Annotated in this window: 21 protein-coding genes; 8 read left to right on the top strand and 13 right to left on the bottom strand. The window is 69.4% G+C overall.

The features are described 5' to 3' along the window. Positions 1–14: 14 nt before the first annotated feature. Complete coding sequence (locus NF557_RS04685; protein WP_252622112.1) at positions 15–1301, bottom strand: thymidine phosphorylase; 1287 nt, start codon at positions 1299–1301, stop codon at positions 15–17. Positions 1302–1428: 127 nt separating this feature from the next. Then, a complete protein-coding gene (locus NF557_RS04680; RefSeq protein WP_252622110.1) occupies positions 1429–2004 on the bottom strand; it encodes an NADPH-dependent F420 reductase in 576 nt (191 codons plus the stop codon). 88 nt (positions 2005–2092) lie between these two features. Between NF557_RS04680 and NF557_RS04675 the strand changes: the two genes are divergently transcribed. Together NF557_RS04675 and NF557_RS04670 are read left to right on the top strand one after the other, a co-directional pair. Then, positions 2093–2623, top strand: a complete 531-nt coding sequence (locus tag NF557_RS04675) for a MarR family winged helix-turn-helix transcriptional regulator (RefSeq protein ID WP_252622108.1) — start codon at positions 2093–2095, stop codon at positions 2621–2623. 12 nt (positions 2624–2635) lie between these two features. After that, the gene (locus NF557_RS04670) at positions 2636–3325 is read left to right on the top strand and encodes a hypothetical protein (protein WP_252622106.1); all 690 of its coding nucleotides are present in this window, start codon (positions 2636–2638) and stop codon (positions 3323–3325) included. On the opposite strand, the gene NF557_RS04665 is transcribed toward NF557_RS04670, so the two are convergent. The 8 genes from NF557_RS04665 to NF557_RS04630 all read right to left on the bottom strand — a co-directional run bounded on the left by NF557_RS04665 (position 3322) and on the right by NF557_RS04630 (position 14418). Further along, entirely contained in the window at positions 3322–3711 is a 390-nt protein-coding gene (locus NF557_RS04665; RefSeq protein ID WP_252622104.1) for a cytidine deaminase, read from the bottom strand. The two genes, NF557_RS04670 and NF557_RS04665, sit on opposite strands and share 4 nt — an antisense overlap. A gap of 11 nt (positions 3712–3722) precedes the next feature. Then, positions 3723–5045, bottom strand: coding sequence for an ABC transporter permease (locus tag NF557_RS04660; RefSeq protein ID WP_370584434.1), 1323 nt, complete (start codon positions 5043–5045; stop codon positions 3723–3725). Further along, the gene (locus NF557_RS04655; protein WP_252622102.1) at positions 5042–6358 is read right to left on the bottom strand and encodes an ABC transporter permease; all 1317 of its coding nucleotides are present in this window, start codon (positions 6356–6358) and stop codon (positions 5042–5044) included. Before NF557_RS04655 ends, NF557_RS04660 begins: the two co-directional genes overlap by 4 nt. Further along, a complete protein-coding gene (locus tag NF557_RS04650; protein WP_252622100.1) occupies positions 6355–7950 on the bottom strand; it encodes an ABC transporter ATP-binding protein in 1596 nt (531 codons plus the stop codon). Before NF557_RS04650 ends, NF557_RS04655 begins: the two co-directional genes overlap by 4 nt. A gap of 113 nt (positions 7951–8063) precedes the next feature. Continuing rightward, the gene (locus NF557_RS04645; RefSeq protein ID WP_306238923.1) at positions 8064–9164 is read right to left on the bottom strand and encodes a BMP family lipoprotein; all 1101 of its coding nucleotides are present in this window, start codon (positions 9162–9164) and stop codon (positions 8064–8066) included. Positions 9165–9384: 220 nt separating this feature from the next. After that, positions 9385–10629: an amidohydrolase gene (locus tag NF557_RS04640; protein WP_252622096.1), complete on the bottom strand. Its 1245-nt coding sequence runs from the start codon at positions 10627–10629 to the stop codon at positions 9385–9387. Between the two features lie 107 nt (positions 10630–10736). Further along, positions 10737–13358: a tetratricopeptide repeat protein gene (locus NF557_RS04635; RefSeq protein ID WP_252622094.1), complete on the bottom strand. Its 2622-nt coding sequence runs from the start codon at positions 13356–13358 to the stop codon at positions 10737–10739. Positions 13359–13362: 4 nt separating this feature from the next. Further along, positions 13363–14418 carry a cyclic nucleotide-binding domain-containing protein gene (locus NF557_RS04630; RefSeq protein ID WP_252622092.1) on the bottom strand — a complete coding sequence of 352 codons (1056 nt, stop codon included), beginning with the start codon at positions 14416–14418 and terminating at the stop codon, positions 13363–13365. Between the two features lie 161 nt (positions 14419–14579). Here NF557_RS04630 and NF557_RS04625 point away from each other — a divergent pair, with 161 nt between their 5' ends. Beyond that, positions 14580–14795, top strand: a complete 216-nt coding sequence (locus NF557_RS04625) for a hypothetical protein (protein WP_252622090.1) — start codon at positions 14580–14582, stop codon at positions 14793–14795. Positions 14796–14804: 9 nt separating this feature from the next. Here the strand turns inward: NF557_RS04625 and NF557_RS04620 are convergent, their stop codons facing one another. Beyond that, complete coding sequence (locus NF557_RS04620) at positions 14805–15890, bottom strand: quinone-dependent dihydroorotate dehydrogenase (RefSeq protein WP_252622088.1); 1086 nt, start codon at positions 15888–15890, stop codon at positions 14805–14807. 41 nt (positions 15891–15931) lie between these two features. Here NF557_RS04620 and NF557_RS04615 point away from each other — a divergent pair, with 41 nt between their 5' ends. Continuing rightward, on the top strand, positions 15932–17008 hold the full coding sequence (locus tag NF557_RS04615; RefSeq protein WP_252623925.1) for a mannose-1-phosphate guanylyltransferase: 1077 nt from the start codon (positions 15932–15934) through the stop codon (positions 17006–17008). Next, complete coding sequence (locus tag NF557_RS04610) at positions 17005–18294, top strand: glycosyltransferase family 4 protein (protein WP_342454508.1); 1290 nt, start codon at positions 17005–17007, stop codon at positions 18292–18294. Before NF557_RS04615 ends, NF557_RS04610 begins: the two co-directional genes overlap by 4 nt. A gap of 25 nt (positions 18295–18319) precedes the next feature. On the opposite strand, the gene NF557_RS04605 is transcribed toward NF557_RS04610, so the two are convergent. Continuing rightward, on the bottom strand, positions 18320–18859 hold the full coding sequence (locus NF557_RS04605) for a 2'-5' RNA ligase family protein (protein WP_252622087.1): 540 nt from the start codon (positions 18857–18859) through the stop codon (positions 18320–18322). Positions 18860–18901: 42 nt separating this feature from the next. Here NF557_RS04605 and NF557_RS04600 point away from each other — a divergent pair, with 42 nt between their 5' ends. Both NF557_RS04600 and NF557_RS04595 read left to right on the top strand, forming a co-directional pair. Next, positions 18902–20458 (top strand): S10 family peptidase, encoded by a 1557-nt coding sequence (locus tag NF557_RS04600; protein ID WP_252622085.1) that lies wholly within the window; start codon positions 18902–18904, stop codon positions 20456–20458. 90 nt (positions 20459–20548) lie between these two features. After that, positions 20549–21256, top strand: a complete 708-nt coding sequence (locus NF557_RS04595) for a maleylpyruvate isomerase family mycothiol-dependent enzyme (RefSeq protein WP_252622083.1) — start codon at positions 20549–20551, stop codon at positions 21254–21256. A gap of 13 nt (positions 21257–21269) precedes the next feature. On the opposite strand, the gene NF557_RS04590 is transcribed toward NF557_RS04595, so the two are convergent. Then, complete coding sequence (locus tag NF557_RS04590) at positions 21270–22490, bottom strand: NADP-dependent isocitrate dehydrogenase (RefSeq protein ID WP_252622081.1); 1221 nt, start codon at positions 22488–22490, stop codon at positions 21270–21272. A 239-nt stretch (positions 22491–22729) separates the two neighbouring features. On the opposite strand from NF557_RS04590, the gene NF557_RS04585 reads away from it, so the two are divergent. After that, on the top strand, positions 22730–23719 hold the full coding sequence (locus NF557_RS04585; protein ID WP_252622080.1) for a malate dehydrogenase: 990 nt from the start codon (positions 22730–22732) through the stop codon (positions 23717–23719). Positions 23720–23743 lie beyond the last annotated feature (24 nt).

Genomic DNA, 23743 nt, shown 5'->3' with positions numbered 1-23743 from the left:
TTAGTACCCGTCGATCAGCTGATGCGGTCGATGATCAACGGCGTGGGTGCGTATGCCGACCCGTCGGTGATCTCCCAGCCGCCGGCCAATGCCTCAGTCGCCCGAGCGAACCGCTCCGGGGTGTCGGTGTGCAGCGTCATCAGCGGCTGCCCGGCGCGCACGGTGTCACCCGGCTTGGCGTGCAGCTCGATGCCTGCGGCCGCCTGCACAGGGTCCTCGCGGCGGGCGCGTCCGGCGCCGAGACGCCACGCGGCCACTCCGACCTGCATCGCATCCAGTCGGGTCAGCACCCCGTCGACCTCGGCCGTGACCTGCTCGGCCTCCTTGGCGACCGGCAGCGCGGCGTCCGGGTCACCGTCCTGGGCCGAGATCATGGCCCGCCAGACGTCCATCGCGCGCCCGTCGGCGAGCGCCTCGGCCGGGTCGACGTCGTCGTGCCCAGCAGCCGAGAGCATCTCGCGGGCCAGGGCCACGGTCAGCTCGACGACGTCCGCCGGACCGCCACCGGCCAGCACCTCGACGCTCTCGCGGACCTCGAGCCCGTTGCCGGCCGTCAGCCCGAGCGGCGTCGACATGTCGGTCAGCAGCGCCACCGTGCGCACGCCCGCATCGGTCCCGAGCGCCACCATCGTGCGGGCCAGCTCGCCTGCCTGCTCCACGTCCTTCATGAACGCGCCGGAGCCGGCCTTGACGTCAAGCACGAGCGCTCCGGTGCCCTCGGCGATCTTCTTGCTCATGATGGAGGAGGCGATCAGCGGGATGGCCTCGACGGTGCCGGTGACGTCACGCAGGGCATAGAGACGCTTGTCGGCCGGCGCCAGTCCGGTCCCGGCAGCACAGATGACGGCACCGACGTCCTCGAGCTGGCGCAGGATCTCCTCGTTGGACAGGTCGGCGCGCCACCCCGGGATCGCCTCGAGCTTGTCGAGGGTGCCGCCCGTGTGGCCGAGGCCGCGACCGGAGAGCTGGGGCACCGCGACGCCGCAGGCGGCCACCAGGGGCGCGAGCGGCAGGGTGATCTTGTCGCCGACGCCGCCGGTGGAGTGCTTGTCGGCGGTCGGGCGGCTCAGGGAGCTGAAGTCCATCCGCTCGCCCGACTCGATCATCGCGTTGGTCCAGTCGCTGATCTCGCGCCGGCCCATCCCATTGAGCAGGATCGCCATGGCGAGAGCAGACATCTGCTCCTCCGCGATCACACCACGGGTGTAGGCGTCGAGCGTCCAGGCGATCTGCTCGCTCGACAGCTCCTGCCGGTCGCGCTTGGTCCGGATGATGTCGACGGCGTCAAAGGATTCACTCACGCCTCCATCCAACCGCACCGGTGCCCCAGCACGCACCTCCCCCGATCGCGGGTCGCGCCCAGACAGCAGCCGAGGGTGCCACGGTCCCTTCGGACCACGGCACCCTCGTGCGTTGCTCAGGACTCGGTCAGGCTACGACGCCGAAGCCACCGGTCCAGGAGATGCGCTCGCTCGCGGCCAGCGTGAGCTGCAGGAAGCCGACGGCCTCCATCTCGCGGGCCCGCTTGAGCGCCCCGGCGTCGATGGCCTTGAGGCCACCAGCGCTAATGATCCCAGCCAGCGCGGCCTTGGCGTCGCTGTCATCCCCGGCGATCAGCACCGTGGTGGCCAGCGGTCCGACCTCGCCCGAGGCGAGGGTGGCGGCGAACGTGGTGTTGAAGGCCTTGAGCACGCGCGAGTTGGGCAGCTTGCCGGCGATGACCTGGGCCGCTGAGCCATCGGCGGGCACGACCAGGGAGTCGAACGTCTCGATGTTCAGCGGGTTCGTGATGTCCACGACCACCTTGCCGTCGAACTGGCCGGCGCGCTGGGTGAGGACGTCGTCCACGGCCGGGTAGTTCACGGCAAGGATGACGATGTCGCCGGTGATCGCCTGCGCGTGATCGCTCTGTCCGAACAGCTCGACGGTGTTGCCACCCCTGGTGACGATGCTGGAGATGGCCTGAGCCATGTTGCCGGTGCCGATGATGGAGACGTGTGCCATGAAAATTGTCCTCTCGTAATGGTTGATACTTTAAGTAACTACATCGTCCGACTAGTTGTTCCCACAACTATTCTGCTACCATGTGACTATGCCCACACGACCTACGCCTACCCGATGGTTGGACAGCGACGAGCTGCCGATCTGGGTCCGCATGGTCGCAGTGCTTGAGCTGCTGCCTGCGCAGCTCGACTCCCACCTGCGTCGCGTGGCCGACCTGACCTACTTCGACTACTACGTCCTGGCCATGCTGTCCGAGGCCTCCGCCCGCACCCTGCGGATGAGCTCCCTCGCGAACCACACCAACGCCACCCTGCCCCGCCTCTCCCATGTCGTCCGACGCCTCGAGGCGCGCGGGCTGGTCGAGCGCACGCGGGCCAGCGACGACAGGCGCGCCACCAACGCCCGGCTCACCGAGACCGGCTGGGAGAAGGTCAAGGAGACCGCCCCGCTGCACGTCGAGCACGTGCGACGCCTCGTCTTCGACGCGCTGAGCCCCGAGCAGGTCGACCAGCTCGGACAGATCACGGACGCGCTGGTCGCCGTCCTCGACCCCGACGGGTTGATGAGCGTGCCCTACCAGCCTGCTGAGAGCGCTGAGCCCCACCCCGACGCGGTGTGACATCCTTGGCCGGTGAATCTCGCCCAGGCCATGCAGCAGATCGTTCCCCCCATCCAGACACTCAAGCAGCGCTCGCTGCACCAGCCCGGCGGCGAGACCACCATGTCTCCGTCGCTGATCGCGCTGCGCGACGACCGCGTCATCGCCACGGTGACCGCACCCCGGTTGCAGGCCGTGGTCTCATGCGCCCAGACGTTCGCGATCGGCCTGGCGCCGCAGATGCTGGTGATCGCCGCGCAGGTCAACCTGCCCGCCCGCGAGGTCCGCGACGAGCTTGCCGCCCAGGAGGAGGGGGAGGGCATCGCCTACACCCTCTTCACCGCCGACAAGGAGGCCAGCCTGGCCGTGCAGCGGTATGCCGTGCGCGACGGTCAGGTCGTCTTCAGCCCGCCCGAGCGGGGTCGCCCGGACGACCGCACGCTGATGGACGAGCTGGCCAAGGCTATGTCCCAGGAGCCGCTGGACCCGGCCAAGGTGGCCCGCAAGGACGAGGCTGCAGCGGCGGCCTCGGCCGGGCAGGACGCCGCCCCGAACTTCATCCCGGTGGCTCAGGGTCGCATCGCGATCGACGCCGGCACGGTCAAGGCGGCCTACGGCAAGGTGCAGGGCATCGGAGGCACGGCGCTCTATGTCGCCGCCGACGGCGCCGAGGCCACCCGGATGCTGGCGGCCGGCCTGCCGCAGGAGTGCCTGCTCAGCTAGTGGCCCAGGTCCTCGCGGCCGAAGGCCTGGGGCAGCACCTGGTCCATCGGCAGCACGCCCTCGGGCGTCGCCAGCTGGCACTGCGCGCCGCCGTGCTCCCAGATCAGCTGGCGGCACCGGCCGCACGGCATGATCAGCTCGCCCGCGTGGTTGACGCACGCCACCGCGACCAGGCGGCCTCCCCCGGAGGCGATCAGCTCAGAGACCATGCCGCACTCCGCACACAGCGTCACGCCATACCCGGCGTTCTCGACGTTGCAGCCACCGACCACTCGCCCGTCGTCGACCAGCCCTGCCACACCGACGGGATAGTTCGAGTACGGCGCATAGGCACGCCCCATCAGCTCGGTGGCCCGCGTCTGCAGGCGTCCCCAGTCGATCTCCATCGGGTCAGACCTCACTTGGTGTAGGGGATGCCCTCAGCGGCGGGAGCGCGCACCCGACCCACGAGTCCGGCCACCGCGAAGATCGTGATGACATAGGGCAACATCAACAGCAGCTGTGACGGGATCGGGGAGCCGATGCTGCTGAGCACGTTGCCGAGGTTCTTGGAGAAGCCAAACAGCAGCGCCGCAATCAGCGCCCCGGTGGGATTCCACTTGCCCATGATCATCGCAGCCAGGGCGATGAAGCCGTTGCCCGCTGACATCTCACGCCCGAAGGCCAACCCGCTGCCCACAGTGAAGAAGGCCCCTCCCAGGCCAGCGACAGCCCCGCCCAGGATGGTGTTCCAGACCCGACGCTTGTTGACCTTGATGCCGACCGTGTCCGCTGCCTTCGGGTGCTCACCGACGGCCCGGGTGCGCAGGCCCCAGCGACTGCGGAAGAGCATGAACTGGAGCAGGATCACGGCGGCATACATCAGATAGACCAGGATCGTCTGCCGGAAGAGCACCGGGCCGACGATCGGGATCTGGCTGAGGATCGGGATCTCGATGATGCCCAGTGGCTGCCGCGCGTTCCAGGTCTCCCGGTTGTCGGCCAGCACGGTGGAGAAGAAGAAGCTGGTCAGGCCGAGCACCAGCGTGTTGAGGACAACTCCGACGATGATCTGGTTGACCTGATACTGCACCGAGAACCACGCCAGGAGCGCTCCAACCGCCGCACCGGCGATCGGGGCCGCGACCAGCCCGAGATACGGAGCGGCGAAGAACGACGCGATGACGGCCGCGGCGAAGGCTCCGAAGAGCAGCTGCCCCTCGATGGCGATGTTGATGATGCCGGAGCGCTCGCAGATCACACCAGACATCGCGCCAAAGATCAGCGGCACCGACAGCGCTAGCGCACCGGCGAGCAGCGAGGTGATCGGGATGACCGAGGTCTTGCCCGCTCCGGCCCAGGTCAGGAACGCCAGGACGAAAGCCAGACCGACCACGATGTGCACCCAGGCTGGCAGCTCCCGACGGGACCGGGCGACCACGAACGCATAGACCGCTGACGCGATCAGCACCGCGGTCAGGATGATGATCGTCAGCAGCGCCGGGACGCTGAAGTTGGGGATGGTGAACCACTGGTCGCCGTAGCGGGACTGGTAGGTGGTGCTTTGCTGCCAGCCGTCCTCGCGGCGCAACAGGGTGCCCACAAAACCGAGCAGGGCGACCAGGGCCAGGACCCCGTAGGTGGTCGGCCAGCGATAGCTGATCCGGCCCAGCACCTCCGGGTCGGTGGGGACGTTCTCCGACGGGATGCCGGCAGTCACCGGGATGAGGGGCGTGCTCACGCTGCGGCCTCCTTCGTGGTCGCGGCCCGCCGGGGCGGCGCATCGGGGTCAGGCAGTCGGAAGATCGAACGGACCAGCGGCGGCGCTGCGATCAGCAGCACGATGACCGACTGGACCACCAGGACGATGTCGATCGGGGTCGAGGTGATGGACTGCATCAGGGTGCCACCGGCCTGCAGAGCGCCAAAGAGGATGCCGGCCAAGAAGGTCCCCAGTGGCCTGGACCGGCCCAGGAGCGCCACGGTGATCGCGTCGAAGCCATAGGACGCCGCGACTCCCGCGGTGAGTGATCCCCGGTCGATCAGGACCTGTGAGGTGGCGGCGAGTCCGGCCAGGATGCCGGCGATGACCAACGTCAGCACGGTGACCCGACCCACCGACATACCGGCTGTCCGGGCTGCGTGCGGGTTGGCGCCGGCGGCCCGGATCTCGAAGCCGATCGTGGACCGCTCCAGCAGCCACCACACGACGATGGTGGCCAGAATGGCGACGACGAAGCCCCAGTGCAGTCGGAAGGTGTTGTCCGGCACCAGGAAGTCGGGGATCAGCTTGGGGAACTGGGCGTTGGCCCCCACCTGTGGGCTGCGCTGTCCCGTGCCGCTGGGGTTGAACGGGCCGCTGGCCAGCACATAGCTGATCAGATAGACCGCGATCCAGTTGAGCATGATCGTCACGATCACCTCATTGGCCCCGGTGCGCGCCTTCAGGATGCCGGGAATAAAGCCCCAGAAAGCACCGCCGAGGGCACCACCCAGCACGGCGAGGAACAGGTGCAGCACCGGCGGCAGGTCAAAAGCAAAGCCGACGTAGGCCGCGAAGATGCCGCCGACGATGATCTGCCCCTGGGCCCCGATGTTGAACAGACCGGCGCGGAAGCCGACCGCGATGCCGAGGGCCGCCAGGATCAGCGGTGTGGCAAAAGTCAACGACTCGGTCATCGGACGGATCTGACGGTTGAACGTGTCGGCCTGGAAGTCGAAGACCGCTCCCCGGAACAGCGCGACGTAGGCGTCGCTGACCGCAGTCCAGGCAGCACCGAAGAAGTCACCGGGAGCGTTGAAGACATAGCCGAGGGACGCCATGACGGCCTCATCGGCAAAGGCGATCAGCACCCCTCCGACTGCCAGCGCGATGACGATGGCCAGGAACGAGATCGCCACGTCGCCGCCGACGATCTGGCGCAGGATCGCAGACCCGTCACGGGGGTCCTGCTGGTGCTTCGCCGGACCGGACCCCTCCGTGCTCACCGACGTCTTCTCCTCGTGGTCGGGCGTCTTGCCCGGGTCGGGCGTCGTTGGTGTGGACTCAGTCATGTCCGGTCCCTTCCCTCGGCTGCGGCGTCAGCCTCCGCGAGCACAGACTTGTGGCTGGCTGCCTGCTCGACGGCGTCCTCCAGCGGCACGCCGGCCATCATCAGGCCCAGCACGTCACGGTTGATCCCCTCTGGACCGGCCTCGGCTGCCACGATGATGCCCACGATGCGACCGCGATACATCACGGCGACCCGGTCGGCGAGCGACAGAACCTCGTCGAGCTCGGTGGAGACGATCATCACCGGCGTGCCACGGTCCCGTTCGGCCACGATCCGCTTGTGCACGAACTCGATGGAGCCGACATCGAGGCCACGGGTCGGCTGTGAGGCGACCAGCAGCTCGAGTGGCCTCGACATCTCTCTGGCGAGGACGACCTTCTGGGCGTTGCCACCGGACAGCGTCGAGATGGGGTCCTGGACGTCGGTCAGTCGCACGTCGAACTCCTGGGTGCGTTGCACGGCGTTCTCAGCGATCTTGGCCGGTGACATGGACAGTCCCCGCGCAAAAGGCTCCGTGTCATAGAGGTCGAGCACGAGGTTCTCGGCGATGGAGAAGCTCGCTATCACCCCGTCGGTGGAGCGGTCCTCGGGCACGAACCCGATCCCCGCGCGGAGTCGCTCGCGCGTCGTGCGGCCGCGCATCTCCTTGCCCCCCAGGGTGATCGAACCGGCCGTCGCCTCCTCGAGCCCGAGGATCACCTCCGCGAGCTCAGTCTGCCCGTTGCCCTGCACACCGGCGATGGCCATGATCTCGCCGCCGCGGACCTCGAAGTTGAGCCGGTCGACCACTGTCGTGGCGCCGTTGTGCACGGTGAGGTCCTTGACCACCAGGGCATGGTCGGTCAGCTCACACTCCACCTTGGTCACGGACAGGTTGACCGAGCGGCCGACCATCAGGGAGGCCAGTTCCGTCTCGGTGGACTCAGGACTGGCTTCCCCGACCACCTTCCCACGCCGGATCACGGTGATCCGGTCCGCGATCGCGCGGACCTCTCGCAGCTTGTGGGTGATGAAGACGATCGTGGTGCCGGCCTCCTTCAGCTCACCCATGATGCTGATGAGCTCGTCGGTCTCCTGCGGGGTGAGCACGGCAGTCGGCTCGTCCAGGATGAGGACCTTCGCGTCCCGGGAGAGCGCCTTGATGATCTCCACCCGCTGCTGCACCCCGACCGGGAGCTCCTCGATGACGGCATCGGGGTCGACGTGGAAGCCGAACCGGTCCGAGATCTCCTTGACCTTCTCGCGGGCTGCGCCCAGGTCGAGTATGCCGCCAGGTCCGGCGGGCTCATATCCCAGCGCCACCGACTCAGCCACGGTGAAGACGGGCACCAGCATGAAGTGCTGGTGCACCATCCCGATCCCGGCGCGTACGGCATCACCCGGACCCTCGAAGTCGACCACCTTGTCGTCCAGCAGGATCTGTCCACCGTCAGGGTGATAGAGGCCATAGAGCACGTTCATCAGGGTGCTCTTGCCGGCGCCGTTCTCACCCAGCAGAGCATGGATCTCACCGGGTTCAACGACCAGGTCGATGTGGTCGTTGGCCACCAACGACCCGAACACCTTGGTGATCCCACGAAGTTCGAGCTTCATCGCTCCTTGGCTCCATCTGTTGTTGGTGCGGACAGCGTAGCGGCCCAGTCGGATTCGACTGGGCCGCTATCTCGGAGTGTCCTCCGCGTACGCTAATCAGACGCGGTCGGTCGTCACGGTGAGTTCGGGGACTCGACCACAAGCTCGCCGGAGATGATCTGCTGCTCGTACTCGGCCAGCTTGTCCTTCAGCTCCTGCGGGACCTCAGACTCGAAGTCGTGGAAGGGAGCCAGGCTGACGCCACCGTTCTCCAGGGTGCCGACGTAGGGCTCGTTGCTGAAGGCCCCTTCGATGGTCTCCTTGATCGTGCCCTCCACGGCCGGGCCCATGTCCTTCAGGACCGAGGTCAGGATGAGGTCGCCGTACTCGGTGGTGTCGAAGCCGTCCGAGTCGACCCAGATCAGCTTGGTGTCGGTGCCCTCGGCGACCGAGGCGGTGCCCAGACCGACCGGGCCGGCGACCGGCATGATGATGTCCGCACCCTGGGAGATGAACTGCTCACCCAGCGAGGCGCCCTGCGTCTGGTCGTCGAAGCTGCCGGCAAAGGAACCCTCCTGGGCTTCCTTGTCCCAGCCGAGCAGCTCGACCTCGGTGCTGTTGTCCTCGTTGTACTTGTTGATGCCGTCGGAGAATCCGTCCATGAAGATCTGCACGGACGGGAGCGGCAGCCCGCCGTAGGTCGCCACGGTGCCGGTCTCGGTCATGCCGGCTGCGAGGTAGCCCGCCAGGAAGGAGGCCTCAGCGGTGTTGAAGAGGATCGGCTTGCCGTTGTCCAGTTCGACGGGCGCGAAGTCCGCGTCGGAGAAGGCAGAGTCGAGCAGACCGAAGTTGGTGTCCGGGTTGGCCTCGGCAGCCGCCTGGATCGCATCCTCGAGCAGGAAGCCAACACCGATCACGAAGTCACAGTCCTGCTGGACCATCGCGTCGATGTTGGGCCCGAACTCTGCGTCAGAGTTGGACTCCGCCTCGGCCTTGGAGATGCCCAGGGAGTCCTCGGCCGCGAGCAGGCCCGAGTAGGCGCCCTGGTTGAAGGACTGGTCATCGAAGCCACCAGCGTCAGAGACCATGCAGGCCTTGAAGTCCGAGTTGTCCTCGGCGGGCGCGGCATCCTCGGTTGCGGTGGTGTCGTCGTTGTTGTCTGCCGGGGCTGCCGGCGATGCCGCCTCGGTCTCGTTGTCCTCCGACGGGGCCTCGCCGCACGCAGCGAGAACCATGACTGCGGCCGCACTGGCTGCGGCGATCTTGAACACCCGCACTGGGGACTCCTTAGGTTTGGGGACGTAGCACGGTGATGCTATCCCGGCCATCTCGGATCACAGTCCCGAAGAGTCGCCCGCGTGTCATTTGTTGACGAATTCGTGACCTTCCGCATGTCAAACGTCCCACTGGTAACACCATCAGCCACCTGCGCCACTCTGGCCACACAGGTGCCCGTCAGAGCAGGCCATCGGGGCCGACCGAGCTCAGCACCGCGGCAGCGAGGAACTTGCCGGCGATGAGGACCGACTCCTCGTCGACGATCAGGTCGCCCTGGTGCAGCTCATGGGTTGGGCCGCCGGGCGTGCGGGTCCCGAGCCTGGCCATCGCGCCAGGGATGTCGGTGAGCAGCCACCCGAGATCCTCACCGCCGAGGGACTGCCGGGTCGGCACCACGGCGGTGGGGCCGAGCACCGAACCGACTGCGGCAGTCATCGCCGCGACCGAGGCCGCGTCGTTGTCCACCGGCGGAACGCCTCGCACGTGGCGGACCTCGGCCGTGACGCCATAGGGACTGACGACGGCGTGCACGATCTCCTCGATCAGCGGTCCGGTCGTGACCCACGTCTCGGAGTCCAGCATCCGCAGTGTCCCGACAACCTCTCCGCGCGAGGGGATGACGTTGGCCACCGTCCCGGCACGCACCGCACCCCACACCAGGGCGGTGCCCGAGCGCGGGTCCATCCGGCGGGACAGCGCCGCCGGCACTTCCGTGATCACCTTGCCGAGGGCATAGGTCAGGTCCTGCGTCAGGTGCGGCCGCGAGGTGTGCCCGCCACGACCGGTCAGGGTCACGTGCACCGAGTCCGAGGCAGCCGTGATCGGCCCGACCTTCAGCCCGATGGTCCCCACGTCGATCGACGGGTCGCAGTGGACCGCCAGGACACGGTCGACCCCCTCCAGCCAGCCGTCCTCGACGACCTTGTGCGCACCACCTGGGATCGACTCCTCTGCGGGCTGGAAGATCAGCCGCACCCCGACCCCCATGCTCTCCAGCCGGTCCTGCAGGGAGGCGAGCGCCAGGCCCGCCGCCAGCACGCCCGCGGTGTGCACGTCGTGGCCGCACGCGTGGCAGACCCCCTGCTGCCGCGAGGCGAACGGCAAGCCGGTCTCCTCGTCCAGCGGCAGCGCGTCCAGGTCGGCCCGCAGCGCGATGCGCACCCGGGGCTCGCTCGCTCCCAGGTCGGCGATCGCCCCCGTGCCCGCCATGGAGGTCACCATCACGCCGACCGCCTCGAGGCGCTCGATGACCACTGAGGTGGTGCGGTGCTCCTGCCAGGAGACCTCGGGGTGCTCGTGCAGGTCACGGCGCAGCGCGATGATCTCGCCGCGGTGGGTCTCCACCCACTCGACGACGTCCTCAACGAGAGCCTCTGGCGTCGGCAGAGGAGCGGAAGCTGGTGGGGTGGTGTGCAACGTCACGCGAGTCAGGGTCCTGGGTCTTGGTGGATGGTCCGCCCGTCAGGTTACCCCCGCCACGACACCGCCTCGCACGCCCATCTCCTGCGGTGGCTGCTCCCGACACCGCCTCACCCTGCGCGACCCCGATCGTCGGAGCCGTCGGCGTCCACGCCGAGGGAGAACGCCTCCGTGAGCGAGAGCCCCGAGCCAGCCGCCACGGCACTCTCCCACCGGGCCCCCAACCGGGTCCGAGCGGGCGCGAGCAGGGCATCGAGCCGGTCCAGGTCGGGTCCCACCCGTGGCAGCCGTGCTGCTTCCCGGGCGTCGCGGGCCGCGCCGAACATCGCCGCAGCCACCTCGTCCCGACCCTCCGCTGCACAGACAAAGGCCAGGTTCTCCACGATCTCGACCGCCAGGTCGGTGTCGCCGAGCTCCAGTCCGGTCGGCCCGTGCTCCATGAGCACCGCGCGGGCCTCTGCGGTCTCGCCGGCGAGCACCAGGGCGGTCGCGATGTTCACGTGGTCAGCGCTGATCCCCCACGGGTCGCCCGCCTGGGTGTCCAGTACCAGCACCTCCCGCAGCAGCGGCAGTGCCTCTGCCGGAGACCAACGATCCAGCTCCAGCAGCGCCAGGTTTGACATGGCGTTGATCTGCAGACCGGCCTCGCCCGACGCCCTGGCGAGCTCGATCGCCTCGCGGAACAGCTCGCCTGCTTCCGCAGAGTCGCCCTGTGACCGCCGGGCCAGTGCAAGGCTGTTGAGCTCGACGCTGGCCCGACCCAGGTCACCGGCAGCGCGCCAGGCCGCCAGGCAGCGGCGCAACAGCGCCTCCCCCTCGGCCAGCCTGCCCTGCTGCAGCAGGATGATCGCCAGGCCGTGCAGGGCTCTGGTGACCGCCACCCGGTCCGTCCCCTCCAGCGCGTCATCCAGTCGCTCGGCAGCCTGCGCCGCCAGGGACAGCCAGCGACCACCCTCCGTCTCATAGCCGCAGGTGTACCAGTAGGTGATCAGGTCGGCGGCTAGTTGCACACCGAGGACCGCGTCCGGGCTCCCCGGTGCCAGCGCATCTGCCAGCACCCGACGGATCAGCTGCTGACGGCGATCGATGCGGTCTCGCGCGGCCAGATGGGTCCTGCTGCGCAGCTCACCGGAGGTCTCTGCGGCCCACTCTTGGACGTGTGCCGTCAGTCGCGACCGGGTGGCCGCCAGCTCGTCCTCGTCCTGCTCGAGCAGGAGGCTGGCATAGGTGTCGACGACACGCAGCATCAGGAACTCCGGTGCACCGCCAGGTGCCTCCACGCTCATCAGCAGGCTCGCCTCCACGAGGTCCAGAAGCACATCGAGAGCCTCGTTCTCACTCATGTCCAGCGCGGCCGTGGCGGCTGCCAGACCGAACACGCCGGAGATGGCACCGAGGCGCCTGAAGCCGGTCGCCGCAGCCGGTGCCAACAGCTCATGGCTCCAGTCGAGCACCGCCGTGAGCGAGCGCTGGCGCGCCGGCAGGTCGACGGTGCGGCTGCGCAGGTCGAGCCCGTCGGTGAACTGCTCCAGCATGGCGGCCGGACTCAGCACCTGGCCCCGGGCCGCAAGCAGCTCGATCGCCAGCGGGATCCCGTCCACCCGCTCGCACAGCTCGCGCACCACCGCGAGGTCCCCGGGGTCACCTGGGCGCACCGCCGCCAACCGCTGCAGGAACAGCTCCACCGCATCGGACAGATCGAGTGGGGGCACCGGCACCAGCTGCTCGGCACTGACGTGCACGGGCCGGCGCGAGGTGACGAGGAGCTCGGGAGTGACGGTCTCCGCGACGAGCCGGGCCACAACCTGGTGCACCTGTGGCAGCTGCTCCAGGTTGTCCAGGACCAGCAGCACGCTGCGGTCGCGCAACCAGGCCAGGAGCGCGGTCGGCTCCCGGTCTGTTGCCGACACCCCGATCGTGTCGGCGATCGCGGCCCAGACATCCTCGTTGGTGCGGACCTCGGACAGCCCGACGAAGAAGACGCCGTCGCGCACCCAGGCGGCGCTCCGCTCGGCGATGGCGATGGCCAGCCGGGTCTTGCCGACCCCGCCCGGCCCGACCAGGGTGATGAAGCGGATGGAGGGCTCGCGCAACCGGCCGTCGACGTGCGCGATCAGCTCCTCCCTCGCGACGAACGAGGTGGCGGGGTGGGGCAGGCTGGCCGGGACCCCGATCGTGCGCACCGGCTGGTCCTCGTCCACCAGGTCGGGGACCACGAGCCGCAGCAGGTGGACCGGCTCCTGGATGTCCTTGAGCCGGTGCCACCCCAGGTCGCGCACGGTCTCGGTCACGTGGCCGTCGGCCAGCGACCAGGTCGCCTCGGTCAGCACGATCTGCCCACCGTTGGCAGCCGCGGCGACGCGAGCGGCCTGGTGGACGTCGAGGCCGACATAGCCGCCCTCATGGCGGTCCGGCTCACCGGTGTGCAGCCCCATCCGCACCCGCAGGTGACCTCCCCCGACCGACACGCCCAGGAGAGCACGCTGGGCCTCGACGGCAGCCCGCACCGCGGCTGTGGCCGAGGAGAACACGACATAGAAGCTGTCGCCCTCGGTGCCCATCTCGTGCCCGCCGTGTTCCTGGATGGCCGCCCGCATGATGCGCTGCTGCTGGCTCAGCACGTCGCGATAGCTCGCCCCCAGCCGCTGCAGCAGCACCGTCGAACCCTCGATGTCGGTGAAGAGCATCGTGATGGTGCCCTCGGGCAGGGTCAGCTCGGCTGCTGTCGACACCGGATCATTCCCCCGGCGCTCCCGCCCCGCCAGATCCGTCCGCCACGTCCATCCCGCCCGACCCGTCCATCCGGTCCGACCCGTCCTCACGGCGGTGCCCGTCCGCCAGTTCCTGCAGGCTGCTGCTGTCCAGCGCAGCGCCCGGGATGCGGGCCACCCGGGCCCGGGTGCGCGCCCGCACCGTGGCGGTGCGCAGCCCACCCTCGAGGACCGCACGCTCGCCCAGCACGGCACCCGGACCGACCTCGCCCACCTGCTCGTCGTCCACCAGCACGTCCAGGACGCCATCGAGCACGAGGAAGACATGGTCATCGACATCGCCCTGACGGGTGAGCAGGTGGCCCTCCTGCAGCACGCGGATCTCGGGTCGCTCTCCGGCCTTGCCACTCATGATCTCGCCGGAGAGCTGCCGCTCGATAGCCGACTCCGCGGCCACGACCAGCGCCTCGGAGTCCTGGTTGCCCCACGGGGTGCGCGGCCCGAAGGAGTGGTCCATCCAGTTCTTCAGGTCGGTGACGGCGCTCTTTGCGCTGATCGCACCCCGCCCGTCATAGACCCAGTGCCGGGGGAAGGCGCTGGCGCCGACGAGGGCCACCTCGGAGCTCCCGTCCCGCCGCAGGGTCAGCGCCAGGGTGGTCCAGACGATCGGTGCCTGCCACCGGACATAGGGCGGGTGCTTGACCGGGCGCGGCAGCGGCACCCCCGTGCGACCACCCACCGTCTGCGTGAGCACCACCGTGTCGTCGTCCGGCACGGCGATCTCCCGCAGGGCGGGCAGGGAGTAGCCCAGGAAGGTGGCCCGCCCCACCGCCAGGCGCACCGTCGTCGACCCCATCAGCAGGCCCGACTCCTCGGCCCAGCCGCCCACCGGTCGCCCGTTCGAGAAGTCGGCCCAGCCGCTGATCACGTTGGCGAAACGGAACCTGTCGTCGGCCCGCATCGCCTCGACCTCAGCGGTGTCGGCCACGTGGTCGGTCGGTGGCGCGTCGTAGTGGGACAGGTGCAGGTCAAAACCGCCCTTGAGCCATCCTGAGACGGACTCCGAAGGGATCCATGACACTGAGGTCCCGCGACCCGCGATGCGCACGACCCCATCGTGGCACCTTTGCCCGGTCCACGCGAGGGTTTTCGGGTGAGGAGGAGTGACTCTGGTTGGTCCCGGACCACAAGCCCCCAAAAAAAGACCGTGACAGCCCGGCACCGGCTCGCTACCGTAAGACGATGACTCCTGATGCGACAACCGGCTCCCCGTTCGACGGGGTGTTTGGTGTGGTGCCGGTCGAACCGGCCGTCGACGAGGCCGTGAACCTCGTCCCCATGGGCCAGCAGGCTGCAGGCCCGTCCCCGCTCAAGACGCGGCACTCCGCCAAGCGGGTCGTGTCCCCCAACAAGACCCGCCACTCGGCGCTGGGCGCGCCGCCCGAGGACGACTTCTAAGAACTCCCGTCAGGGCAGCGCCGCCACCTGGCGCACGAGCGCCGGCCCGGCATAGATCAGCCCCGTGTAGAGCTGCACGAGGTCAGCGCCCGCGTCACGCAGGCGCGCCGCGTCGTCGGCTGTCATCACCCCGCCGACCCCGATCACCGGCAGCTCGGTGGCCGCCCGGATCCGGGTCACCACCGCGTGGGCCCTGCGGGTCAGCGGTGCCCCGCTGAGCCCCCCCGCCTCCTGGTCGGCCACGGCCCGGTCGACGGGGGCGAGGTGCTGGCGGCCAATGGTGGTGTTGGTCGCGATGAGCCCTGCCGCGCCGGCACCGACGGCCACCTCCAGGGCCTGGTCCAGCGCCCCGTCGGACAGGTCGGGTGCCAGTTTGACCAGGACCGGCGTGGGTCGGTCGCCGCCTGCCAGGGCGCGCGTCTGCCCCACCACGGCCGTCAGCAGCTCCGCCAGTGGCCGGGCGTCCTGCAGGCCCCGCAGACCGGGGGTGTTGGGCGAGGAGACGTTGACCGCCAGGTAGTCGGCCAGCCCGTGCAGCGCCCGGACCGAGGTCAGGTAGTCCTCGACCGCCTCCTCCAGAGGCGTCACCTTGGTCTTGCCGATCGACACACCGATGGGTATGCCGATCGCGCCCTCCTCGCGTGCCTCACGCAGCCGCTGCGCCAGGGCGGCGACCCCGGCGTTGTTGAATCCCATCCGGTTGATGACGGCACGGCTGGACGGGAGCCGAAACAGCCGCGGGTGGTCGTTGCCCGCCTGCGGGTGGGCCGTCACGGTGCCCAGCTCGACGTGCCCGAAGCCGAGCGCCCCCCAGGCGCGCACGCCACGACCATCCTTGTCCATGCCGGCAGCCAGTCCCACGCGGTTGGGGAAGGTCAGCCCCCACAGGTGCACCGGCCTGCGCTCCTGACGCAGCGTCCGGGACAGCGCCTCCACCGCCCAGCTGCGGGCACCGAGCGCCTCCACCGCCTCCAACGCCCTGTGGTGGGCGGCCTCGGCGTCGCCTCCGCCGACACGGAAGAACGCGCGACGCGCCACCTGGCGGTAGCCGAGGGACAGGGCGCGCGTGCGCAGGTCGGTGTCGGACGGGGTCACGCCGGCCACCTTATGCTGGCAAGGTGAGTGGTGAAGCGGACATGGAGCACTTCTGGGGCGTCATCCCGGCGGGCGGCTCCGGCACCCGGTTGTGGCCCCTGTCCCGGCGGTCCTCGCCGAAGTTCCTGCACGACCTCACCGGCAGCGGGCACTCGCTCCTGCAGGACACGGTGACCCGGCTGGCCCCCCTCACCGGGCAGCGACTGCTCGTCGTCACGGGGGTGCGACACGCCGACGCGGTCCGGGAGCAGCTGCCCGACCTGCCGGCCGACCAGGTGCTGGTCGAGCCCAGCCCACGCGACTCCATGCCGGCGATCGGCCTCGCCGCGGCGGTGCTCGAGCGGCGCGACCCGGACGCGGTGATCGGCTCCTTCGCCGCTGACCATGTCATCACCGACCCGGAGGCCTTTCAGTCCTGCATCAGGGACGCCGTAGCCTCGGCCGCCTCGGGGGCGCTGGTGACGCTCGGGATCAGGCCCACCTATCCCGCCACCGGCTTCGGCTACATCAAGGTGGGTGACCCCTGGCCCCCGGGCGGCGCGCAGCGCGCTCGCCTGGCTGAGCAGTTCGTGGAGAAGCCCGACCGGGCACGGGCCGAGGGCTACGTCGAGTCAGGGGACTATCTCTGGAACGCCGGCATGTTCGTGGTCCGCGCCAGCGTGCTGCTGGAGCTGCTCGGCACCTGGCACCCTGAGCTGGTCAGGGGTCTGCGGGAGATCGCTCTCGAGCCCACCCGTCTGGATGAGGTGTGGCCCTCGCTGACCAAGATCTCCATCGACCACGCCGTGGCCGAGCCCGCGGCAGATGCCGGTCGGGTGGCGGTCGTCCCGGCCGACTTCTCCTGGGACGACGTGGGCGACTTCGCCTCGCTGGCCTCACTGCTGGAGGAGTCCCCCGACGGACTTCGGGTCCTGGGCCCCCGCAGTGAGGTCGTCTCCCAGGACAGCACCGGTCTCGTCGCCGCGCACGGCGGTCGGACCGTGGTCACCCTGGGTGTCGAGGGGATCGTGGTGGTGGACACCCCGGACGCGCTCCTGGTGACCACCCGCGAGCGGGTCCAGGACGTCAAGGGCATCGTGGCAACCCTGCAGAGCTCCGGTCGCGAGGACCTGACGTGAGCGGTGCCGCCCACCGGGCCCCCCGCCGGAAGCTGCGGGACGCGCTGGGGCACCCACTGGTCACCTCCCGCTCACCCGACACCACCCCTGACGTCGCCCTCTCGGCACCAGAGGGCCCCACGCTGGAGCACGTGCGCGTCGCCATCGTCACCGAGTCGTTCCTGCCCGCCCTCAACGGTGTCACCACCAGTGTCTGCAAGGTGCTCGAGAGCCTGCGGGACGGTGGCCATGAGGCTCTCGTCATCGCGCCCGGGACGACGCCGTGGGCCGACACCGCGGCGCCCGAGCGTTACGCCGGGTTCCCGGTCCACACCGTCAGCAGCCTCCCGATCCGTCAGTTCCGGGTCGGGCTGCCGTCCTACGAGTTGGAGACGGTGCTCCACCGGTTCCGACCCGACGTGGTGCACGTGGCCTCGCCGTTCGTCCTGGGTGGGCGCGGACTGACCGCCGCCCGGAGTCTCGGCATCCCGTCGGTCGCGATCTATCAGACCGACATGCCCAGCTACATCCGCCAGCACTCGGGGCCGATCGGCGACCTGACCGCCCGCGCGGCCTGGCGCTGGATCCGGCGCATCCACTCGCAGGCCGACCTGACCCTCGCACCGTCCTCCGCCGCGCTCCAGGACCTCGCCAGCCACGACGTGCCCCGGGTCGCCCTGTGGGGTCGAGGTGTCGACTCCACGCTCTTCCACCCGGACCGCAGGGCCGATGCCGAGACCGACGCGCTGCGACGGCGGCTGGCGCCGAACGGTGAGCTGATCGTGGGCTATGTCGGCCGTCTGGCGCCGGAGAAGGAGCTGCACCGCCTCGCCGAGCTCAACTCCCTGCCCCACACCCAGATCGTCCTGGTCGGTGACGGTCCCAGCGCAGAGTTGCTGCGCGACCAGCTCCCCGGAGTCGTGCTGCTCGGCCGGCAGGAGGGCCTCGACCTGGCCCGCAGCTATGCCGCCTTCGACCTTTTCGTGCACACCGGCACACGCGAGACCTTCGGACAGACCCTGCAGGAGGCTGCCGCAGCGGGCCTTGCCGTCATCGCGCCGGCCAGCGGTGGCCCGCTCGACCTGATCGACCACGGGAGCACCGGCCTGCTCTTCGACCCGGACCGGGAGGGTGCGCTGCGCGAGGCCGTGGCACGTCTGGCTGGCCCGGAGCGCGAGAGCGAGCGGACCCTTATGGGGCTGGCGGGCCGAGCCAGGGTCGAGACGCGCTCCTGGCCGGCGCTGACCGAGCAGCTGCTGGGCTACTACGCCCGCGCCATGGGCCGGGACCGGGCCGCCGTCGCCTGAGCGGTCTCATCTCAGACCCGGCAGCTCAGCGCCACCCCTGCAGCTGAAAACTGACCAGGGGACGCCAGACCTCGTCCCCGTGGTGCACATAGGCCACCAGCCGGTCGGCGGAGAACTCGGCAGAGAAGTCCGCCAGCTCCTCGAATGCGCGGTCGAGGACGTCGTGCGGCAGGTTGTGGGCCACCGTCACGTGCGGGTGATAGGTGAAGTCCAGGTCTCGGTGGACCGGGCCGCTGCGCACGGCGCGCTCGAGCAGCTCGCAGGAGGACACCCCACGGGCGATCTGGAGATAGACGACGTCGGACACAGGGCGGAAGGTGCCGGTGCCGCGCAGCACCATCTGGAAGGGCGCGTGCTCGGCGGCGACCTGCTCCAGGTGGGCCAGGAGCGCCTCGACCGCTGCCACGGTGGTGACCGTCGGTGGCAGCAGGGTCACGTGCGTCGGGATGTGCTCTGCCGACGTCTCCCCATAGCCCAACCGCGCCTGCCACACCTGGCGCCCCCACGGCTCCGGCACCGGCAGCGCTACGCCGACCGTCACCTCCTCCTCAGGTTGCTGATTCACGTGCAGGACCATACTCCGAGTGCCCCGCATAGAGTCAGGGCCATGGCGCAGACCGACGACACGACCCCCACCGCACCCGTGCCCTCCGAGTCGAGCGACGAGGGCCGCGACACCCACGCCGCGACCACGGAGCCTGCCCCGACCACGAAGCCGGTCGAGCCCAAGGACGACCTGGTGACCACACGGCATACGCTCCGGGTCGGTGGTGAGGATCTGCACTACACGGCCACGACCGGGCGCGTCGTGCTTCGCGAAGAGGTCTTCGAGGACGACGTCTTCACGGGCACCAAGGCCAGGGCCGAGGTCTTCCTGACGTCCTACGTGCTGGACCGTCCCGAGGGCGCGGCCGCGCGACCGGTGACCTTCGCCTTCAACGGCGGCCCCGGCTCGTCCTCCGTCTGGCTGCACCTGGGCCTGCTGGGTCCACGTCGCGTGCAGATGGGCGACGTCGGCGAGCTGCTCCCCCCGCCCTATGCCCTCGTGGACAACCCCGAGTCGCTGCTGACCGTCTCCGACCTGGTCTTCATCGACCCGGTCTCGACCGGCTTCTCCCGGGCGGTCGAGGGTGGTCGGGCCAAGAGCTACCACGGCTTCACCGCCGACATCGAGTCCGTCGGCGAGATCATCCGGCTCTGGACGGCCCGCCACGAGCGCTGGCTGTCGCCGAAGTTCCTGGCGGGCGAGTCCTACGGCACGCTGCGGGCGGCGGCGCTGGCCGACCACCTGCAGTCCCGCTACGGCATGTATCTCAACGGCATCATGCTGATCTCATCGGTGCTCGACCTCGGGTCGATCGGCCTGCACGAACCGGACACGGATCGTGCGTTCGTCGGCTTCCTGCCGACCTATGCGGCGGTCGCGCACTACCACGGCAGGCACGGTCGCAAGGCGCTGTCGACCGTCGTGCGGGAGGCGCAGGAGTATGCCGACAGGGACTACCCCTACGCCCTCACCCGAGGCGTCCGGCTGACCGGCGGAGAACGCGCCGAGCACGTCGAGCGGCTGGCTGGGCTCACCGGCCTTGACCCGGAGTGGGTCGACCGCGCCGACCTGCGGATCGAGCACATCCGCTTCTTCACCGAGCTGCTGCGCGGGCAGCGACTCGTGGTGGGACGTCTGGACTCGAGGTTCACCGGACCGGCCGCCGCGGGCAACGCCGAGACGATGGATGCGGACCCGAGCCACGACGCGATCGCCGGCCCCTATGCCGCGGCCTGGAACCACCACGTCCGCGCCGACCTCGGCTATGAGTCGGACCTGCACTACGAGCAGATCTCGACCCGCGTCCATCCCTGGTCCTACTCCGACTTCGAGGGGCGGTCGGTGGATGTGACGCCTCGTCTGGCCAGGGCGATGCGAGCCAACCCGCACCTCAGAGTCCACGTCGCCTATGGCTGGTATGACGGGGCGACCCCCTTCTATGCCGCCCGGGAGGTGCTGGCCCAGCTGGACATCCCGGCTGCCCTGCAGGACAACATCGAGCACTGCTACTACGACGCCGGCCACATGATGTATGTCCACGAGCCGTCCCGGCTCCAGCAGTCCGCCGACCTCGCGGACTTCGTCACCCGGGCCGTCGGGGCCACCGACGCCGGCTGACGCGCGGCAGGGTGCTCCCTCGGCTCGGCGCCCTTGCGGGAGACGCGTCGGAGCGGGAGCATCAAGGAAGGAGCCGGCTGCGATGGAGGAATGATGACCGAGGGAAAGCTCTCCGCTGGACGCGCGATCGACCTGCTCGCCGACGCCGATCGCGCCCTGGCCGTGACGATGGCCAGGATGACCGAGGCCCAGCTGCACGAGTCGAGCCGGTGTGACGGCTGGACCCGCGCCCACGTCCTGGCCCACGTGGCCCGCAACGCTGACGGGCTGCAGCACCTGGTGCAGTGGGCCACCAGCGGTCGCGAGCACCCGGCATACTCCTCCCCCGAGCAGCGCGACCAGGACATCGAGGAGGGCGCCCGCCAGCCGCTGCCGCGCCTGCGCGCCGACGTCGTCGCCGCGTCCAACGCCTTCCGCAGCCGGGTGGAGACACTGCGCGGGCGCACCGACCTGTCTGAGGTGCGGATCGCCTCTGGTCGCCCGACCCCCGGCGACCGGGTGCCGTGGATGCGGCTGCGCGAGGTGACCTATCACCACGTCGACCTGGACCTCGGCTTCACCTTCGCCCACGTGCCTCCGGAGGTGGTGCGCGCCGGGATCACCGAGGCGGTCGAGCGGGTCCGCGCCGGCGCTCCCCCACTGACCCTGATCGGCACCGACAACCGTCGCTGGCACATCCACGGCGGGGGCAACGAGGTGCACGGGCACCCCGCCGACCTGCTGTTCTGGCTGGCCCGCGGCGTCGAGCACGGACTGACCAGCCACCACCCGCTGCCCCAGCTCCCCTCCTGGGGCTGACCAGGCGCCGTGGTCAGGCGGCCATGGCCTTCTGGAGGTTCTCGTCGATCGCGGCGAGGAACTCCTCGGTCGTCAGCCACTTCTGGTTCGGTCCGATGAGCAGCGCGAGGTCCTTGGTCATCTTGCCCGACTCGACGGTCTCGATGCAGACCCGCTCGAGGGTCTCGGCGAACTCCGTCACCTCGGGGGTGTTGTCCATCTTGCCGCGGTAGGAGATGCCGCGGGTCCACGCAAAGATCGAGGCGATCGGGTTCGTGGAGGTCTGCTTGCCCTGCTGGTGCTGGCGGTAGTGGCGGGTCACGGTGCCGTGTGCCGCCTCGGCCTCGACGGTCTTGCCGTCCGGGGTCATCAGCACGGAGGTCATCAGGCCGAGGCTGCCGAAGCCCTGGGCCACGGTGTCGGACTGCACGTCACCGTCGTAGTTCTTGCAGGCCCAGACGTAGCCACCCTCCCACTTCATCGCCGCGGCGACCATGTCGTCGATCAGGCGGTGCTCGTAGGTCAGGTCCGCGGCGTGGAACTTCTCCTTGAACTCCGCGTCGAAGACCTCCTGGAAGATGTCCTTGAACGCACCGTCGTAGGCCTTCAGGATGGTGTTCTTGGTCGACAGGTAGCAGGGGACGCCACGGTCCAGCGCGTAGTTCATGCTGGCGCGGGCGAAGTCCCGGATCGAGTCGTTGTAGTTGAACATGCCCATCGCCACGCCACCGTCGTCGCCGTACTCGGCGACCTCGTGGACCTCGGGCTCGCCGCCGTCGGCGGGGGTGTAGGTGATGGTGACGGTGCCGGGACCGGGCACCTTGAAGTTCTGCGCCTTGTACTGGTCACCGTGGGCGTGACGACCGATGATGATCGGCTTGGTCCAGCCCGGCACCAGGCGCGGGACGTTGGAGATGATGATCGGCTCGCGGAAGATCACACCGCCGAGAATGTTGCGGATCGTCCCGTTCGGGCTCTTCCACATCTCCTTGAGGCCGAACTCCTCGACCCGTGCCTCGTCCGGGGTGATCGTCGCGCACTTCACGCCGACGCCGTGCTCCTTGATGGCGTGGGCGGCGTCGACGGTGATCTGGTCGTTGGTCTCGTCGCGCTTGCCGACGCTGAGGTCGAAGTATTTCAGGTCGACGTCCAGGTAGGGGTGGATCAGCCGGTCCTTGATGAACTGCCAGATGATGCGTGTCATCTCATCGCCGTCGAGCTCGACGATCGGGTTGGCGACCTTGATCTTCTCCATGCCTGCTGGCTCCTGTGATCGATAGGGGTTGGCCGTCGACACGGCCGCATCACGCTCGGTCGCCCCAGGGCCACCGGCAGCCCTCAGGCTATCGCGGACCGGGGACACCGGGCACCAGGGCCGCTGTCCCGGCCGCACGAGGACGTGAGCGAGACCACCTTCCCCGGGCCTCCGGCATACGAGCTCGGCGGTGCTAACGTCACCCGTGAACACCGCCCCGGACGAAAAGGAAGAGCACCGTGAACACCACTCCCGTCAAGGTTGCAGTGACCGGCGCGGCCGGCCAGATCGGCTACAGCCTCCTGTTCCGCATCGCCAGCGGTGACCTCTTCGGTCCGGACACCCCGGTGCAGCTGCGGCTGCTCGAGATCGCCCCGGCGCTCAAGGCCCTTGAGGGTGTCGTGATGGAGCTCGACGACTGCGCCTTCCCGACGCTGGCCGGCGTCGAGATCGGCGACGACCCCAACACGATCTTCGACGGTGCCAACGTGGCGCTTCTGGTCGGCGCCCGCCCCCGCAGCAAGGGCATGGAGCGCGGCGACCTGCTCGAGGCCAACGGTGCGATCTTCACGGTCCAGGGCAAGGCGCTCAACGACCACGCCGCCGACGACATCCACGTCACGGTGACCGGCAACCCGGCCAACACCAACGCCCTGATCGCGATGAGCAACGCCAAGGACATCCCCACCGAGCGGTTCTCCGCGCTGACCCGCCTGGACCACAACCGGGCCCTTGCTCAGGTCTGCGCCAAGGCCGGGGTCCCGGTCTCCGAGATCCGCAACATGACGATCTGGGGCAACCACTCGGCCACGCAGTACCCCGACCTGTTCCACGCACAGATCGGTGGCCGGCCCGCGACGGAGGTCATCAACGACCAGGCCTGGCTGGAGGAGACCTTCATCCCGACCGTCGCCAAGCGCGGCGCCGCCATCATCGAGGCACGCGGCTCCAGCTCGGCCGCCTCCGCCGCGTCCGCGACGATCGATCACACCCGCGACTGGCTGCAGGGCAGCTCCGAGGGCAACTGGCTGTCGATGGCGGTCCGATCGGACGGTTCCTATGGCGTGCCCGAGGGTCTGATCTCCTCCTTCCCGGTCACCACCTCCGGCGGTCGCTGGGAGATCGTCCAGGGCCTGGAGATCGACGAGTTCTCCCGCGGCAAGATCGACGCCTCCGCCGCCGAGCTGGACGAGGAGCGTGCGGCGGTCACGGAGCTCGGCCTGATCTGATCCCGTGGGCGGGACCTGCTCCGC

It is taken from the genome of Ornithinimicrobium cryptoxanthini (genome assembly GCF_023923205.1).
Lineage (GTDB): Bacteria > Actinomycetota > Actinomycetes > Actinomycetales > Dermatophilaceae > Ornithinicoccus > Ornithinicoccus cryptoxanthini.
Note: the sequence above shows the minus strand (reverse complement) of the source record. Positions and strands in the feature narration are given on the sequence as shown.

Excerpts from the sequence above, each read along its gene's own strand:
- NF557_RS04615 (WP_252623925.1), top strand. The coding sequence starts at position 15,932 with ATGGAGCACTTCTGGGGCGTCATCCCGGCGGGCGGCTCCGGCACCCGG.
- NF557_RS04655 (WP_252622102.1), bottom strand. The coding sequence starts at position 6,358 with ATGACTGAGTCCACACCAACGACGCCCGACCCGGGCAAGACGCCCGAC.
- NF557_RS04665 (WP_252622104.1), bottom strand. The coding sequence starts at position 3,711 with ATGGAGATCGACTGGGGACGCCTGCAGACGCGGGCCACCGAGCTGATG.
- NF557_RS04680 (WP_252622110.1), bottom strand. The coding sequence starts at position 2,004 with ATGGCACACGTCTCCATCATCGGCACCGGCAACATGGCTCAGGCCATC.
- NF557_RS04650 (WP_252622100.1), bottom strand. The coding sequence starts at position 7,950 with ATGAAGCTCGAACTTCGTGGGATCACCAAGGTGTTCGGGTCGTTGGTG.
- NF557_RS04600 (WP_252622085.1), top strand. The coding sequence starts at position 18,902 with ATGGCGCAGACCGACGACACGACCCCCACCGCACCCGTGCCCTCCGAG.
- NF557_RS04675 (WP_252622108.1), top strand. The coding sequence starts at position 2,093 with ATGCCCACACGACCTACGCCTACCCGATGGTTGGACAGCGACGAGCTG.
- NF557_RS04625 (WP_252622090.1), top strand. The coding sequence starts at position 14,580 with ATGACTCCTGATGCGACAACCGGCTCCCCGTTCGACGGGGTGTTTGGT.
- NF557_RS04595 (WP_252622083.1), top strand. The coding sequence starts at position 20,549 with ATGATGACCGAGGGAAAGCTCTCCGCTGGACGCGCGATCGACCTGCTC.
- NF557_RS04590 (WP_252622081.1), bottom strand. The coding sequence starts at position 22,490 with ATGGAGAAGATCAAGGTCGCCAACCCGATCGTCGAGCTCGACGGCGAT.
- NF557_RS04645 (WP_306238923.1), bottom strand. The coding sequence starts at position 9,164 with ATGGTTCTCGCTGCGTGCGGCGAGGCCCCGTCGGAGGACAACGAGACC.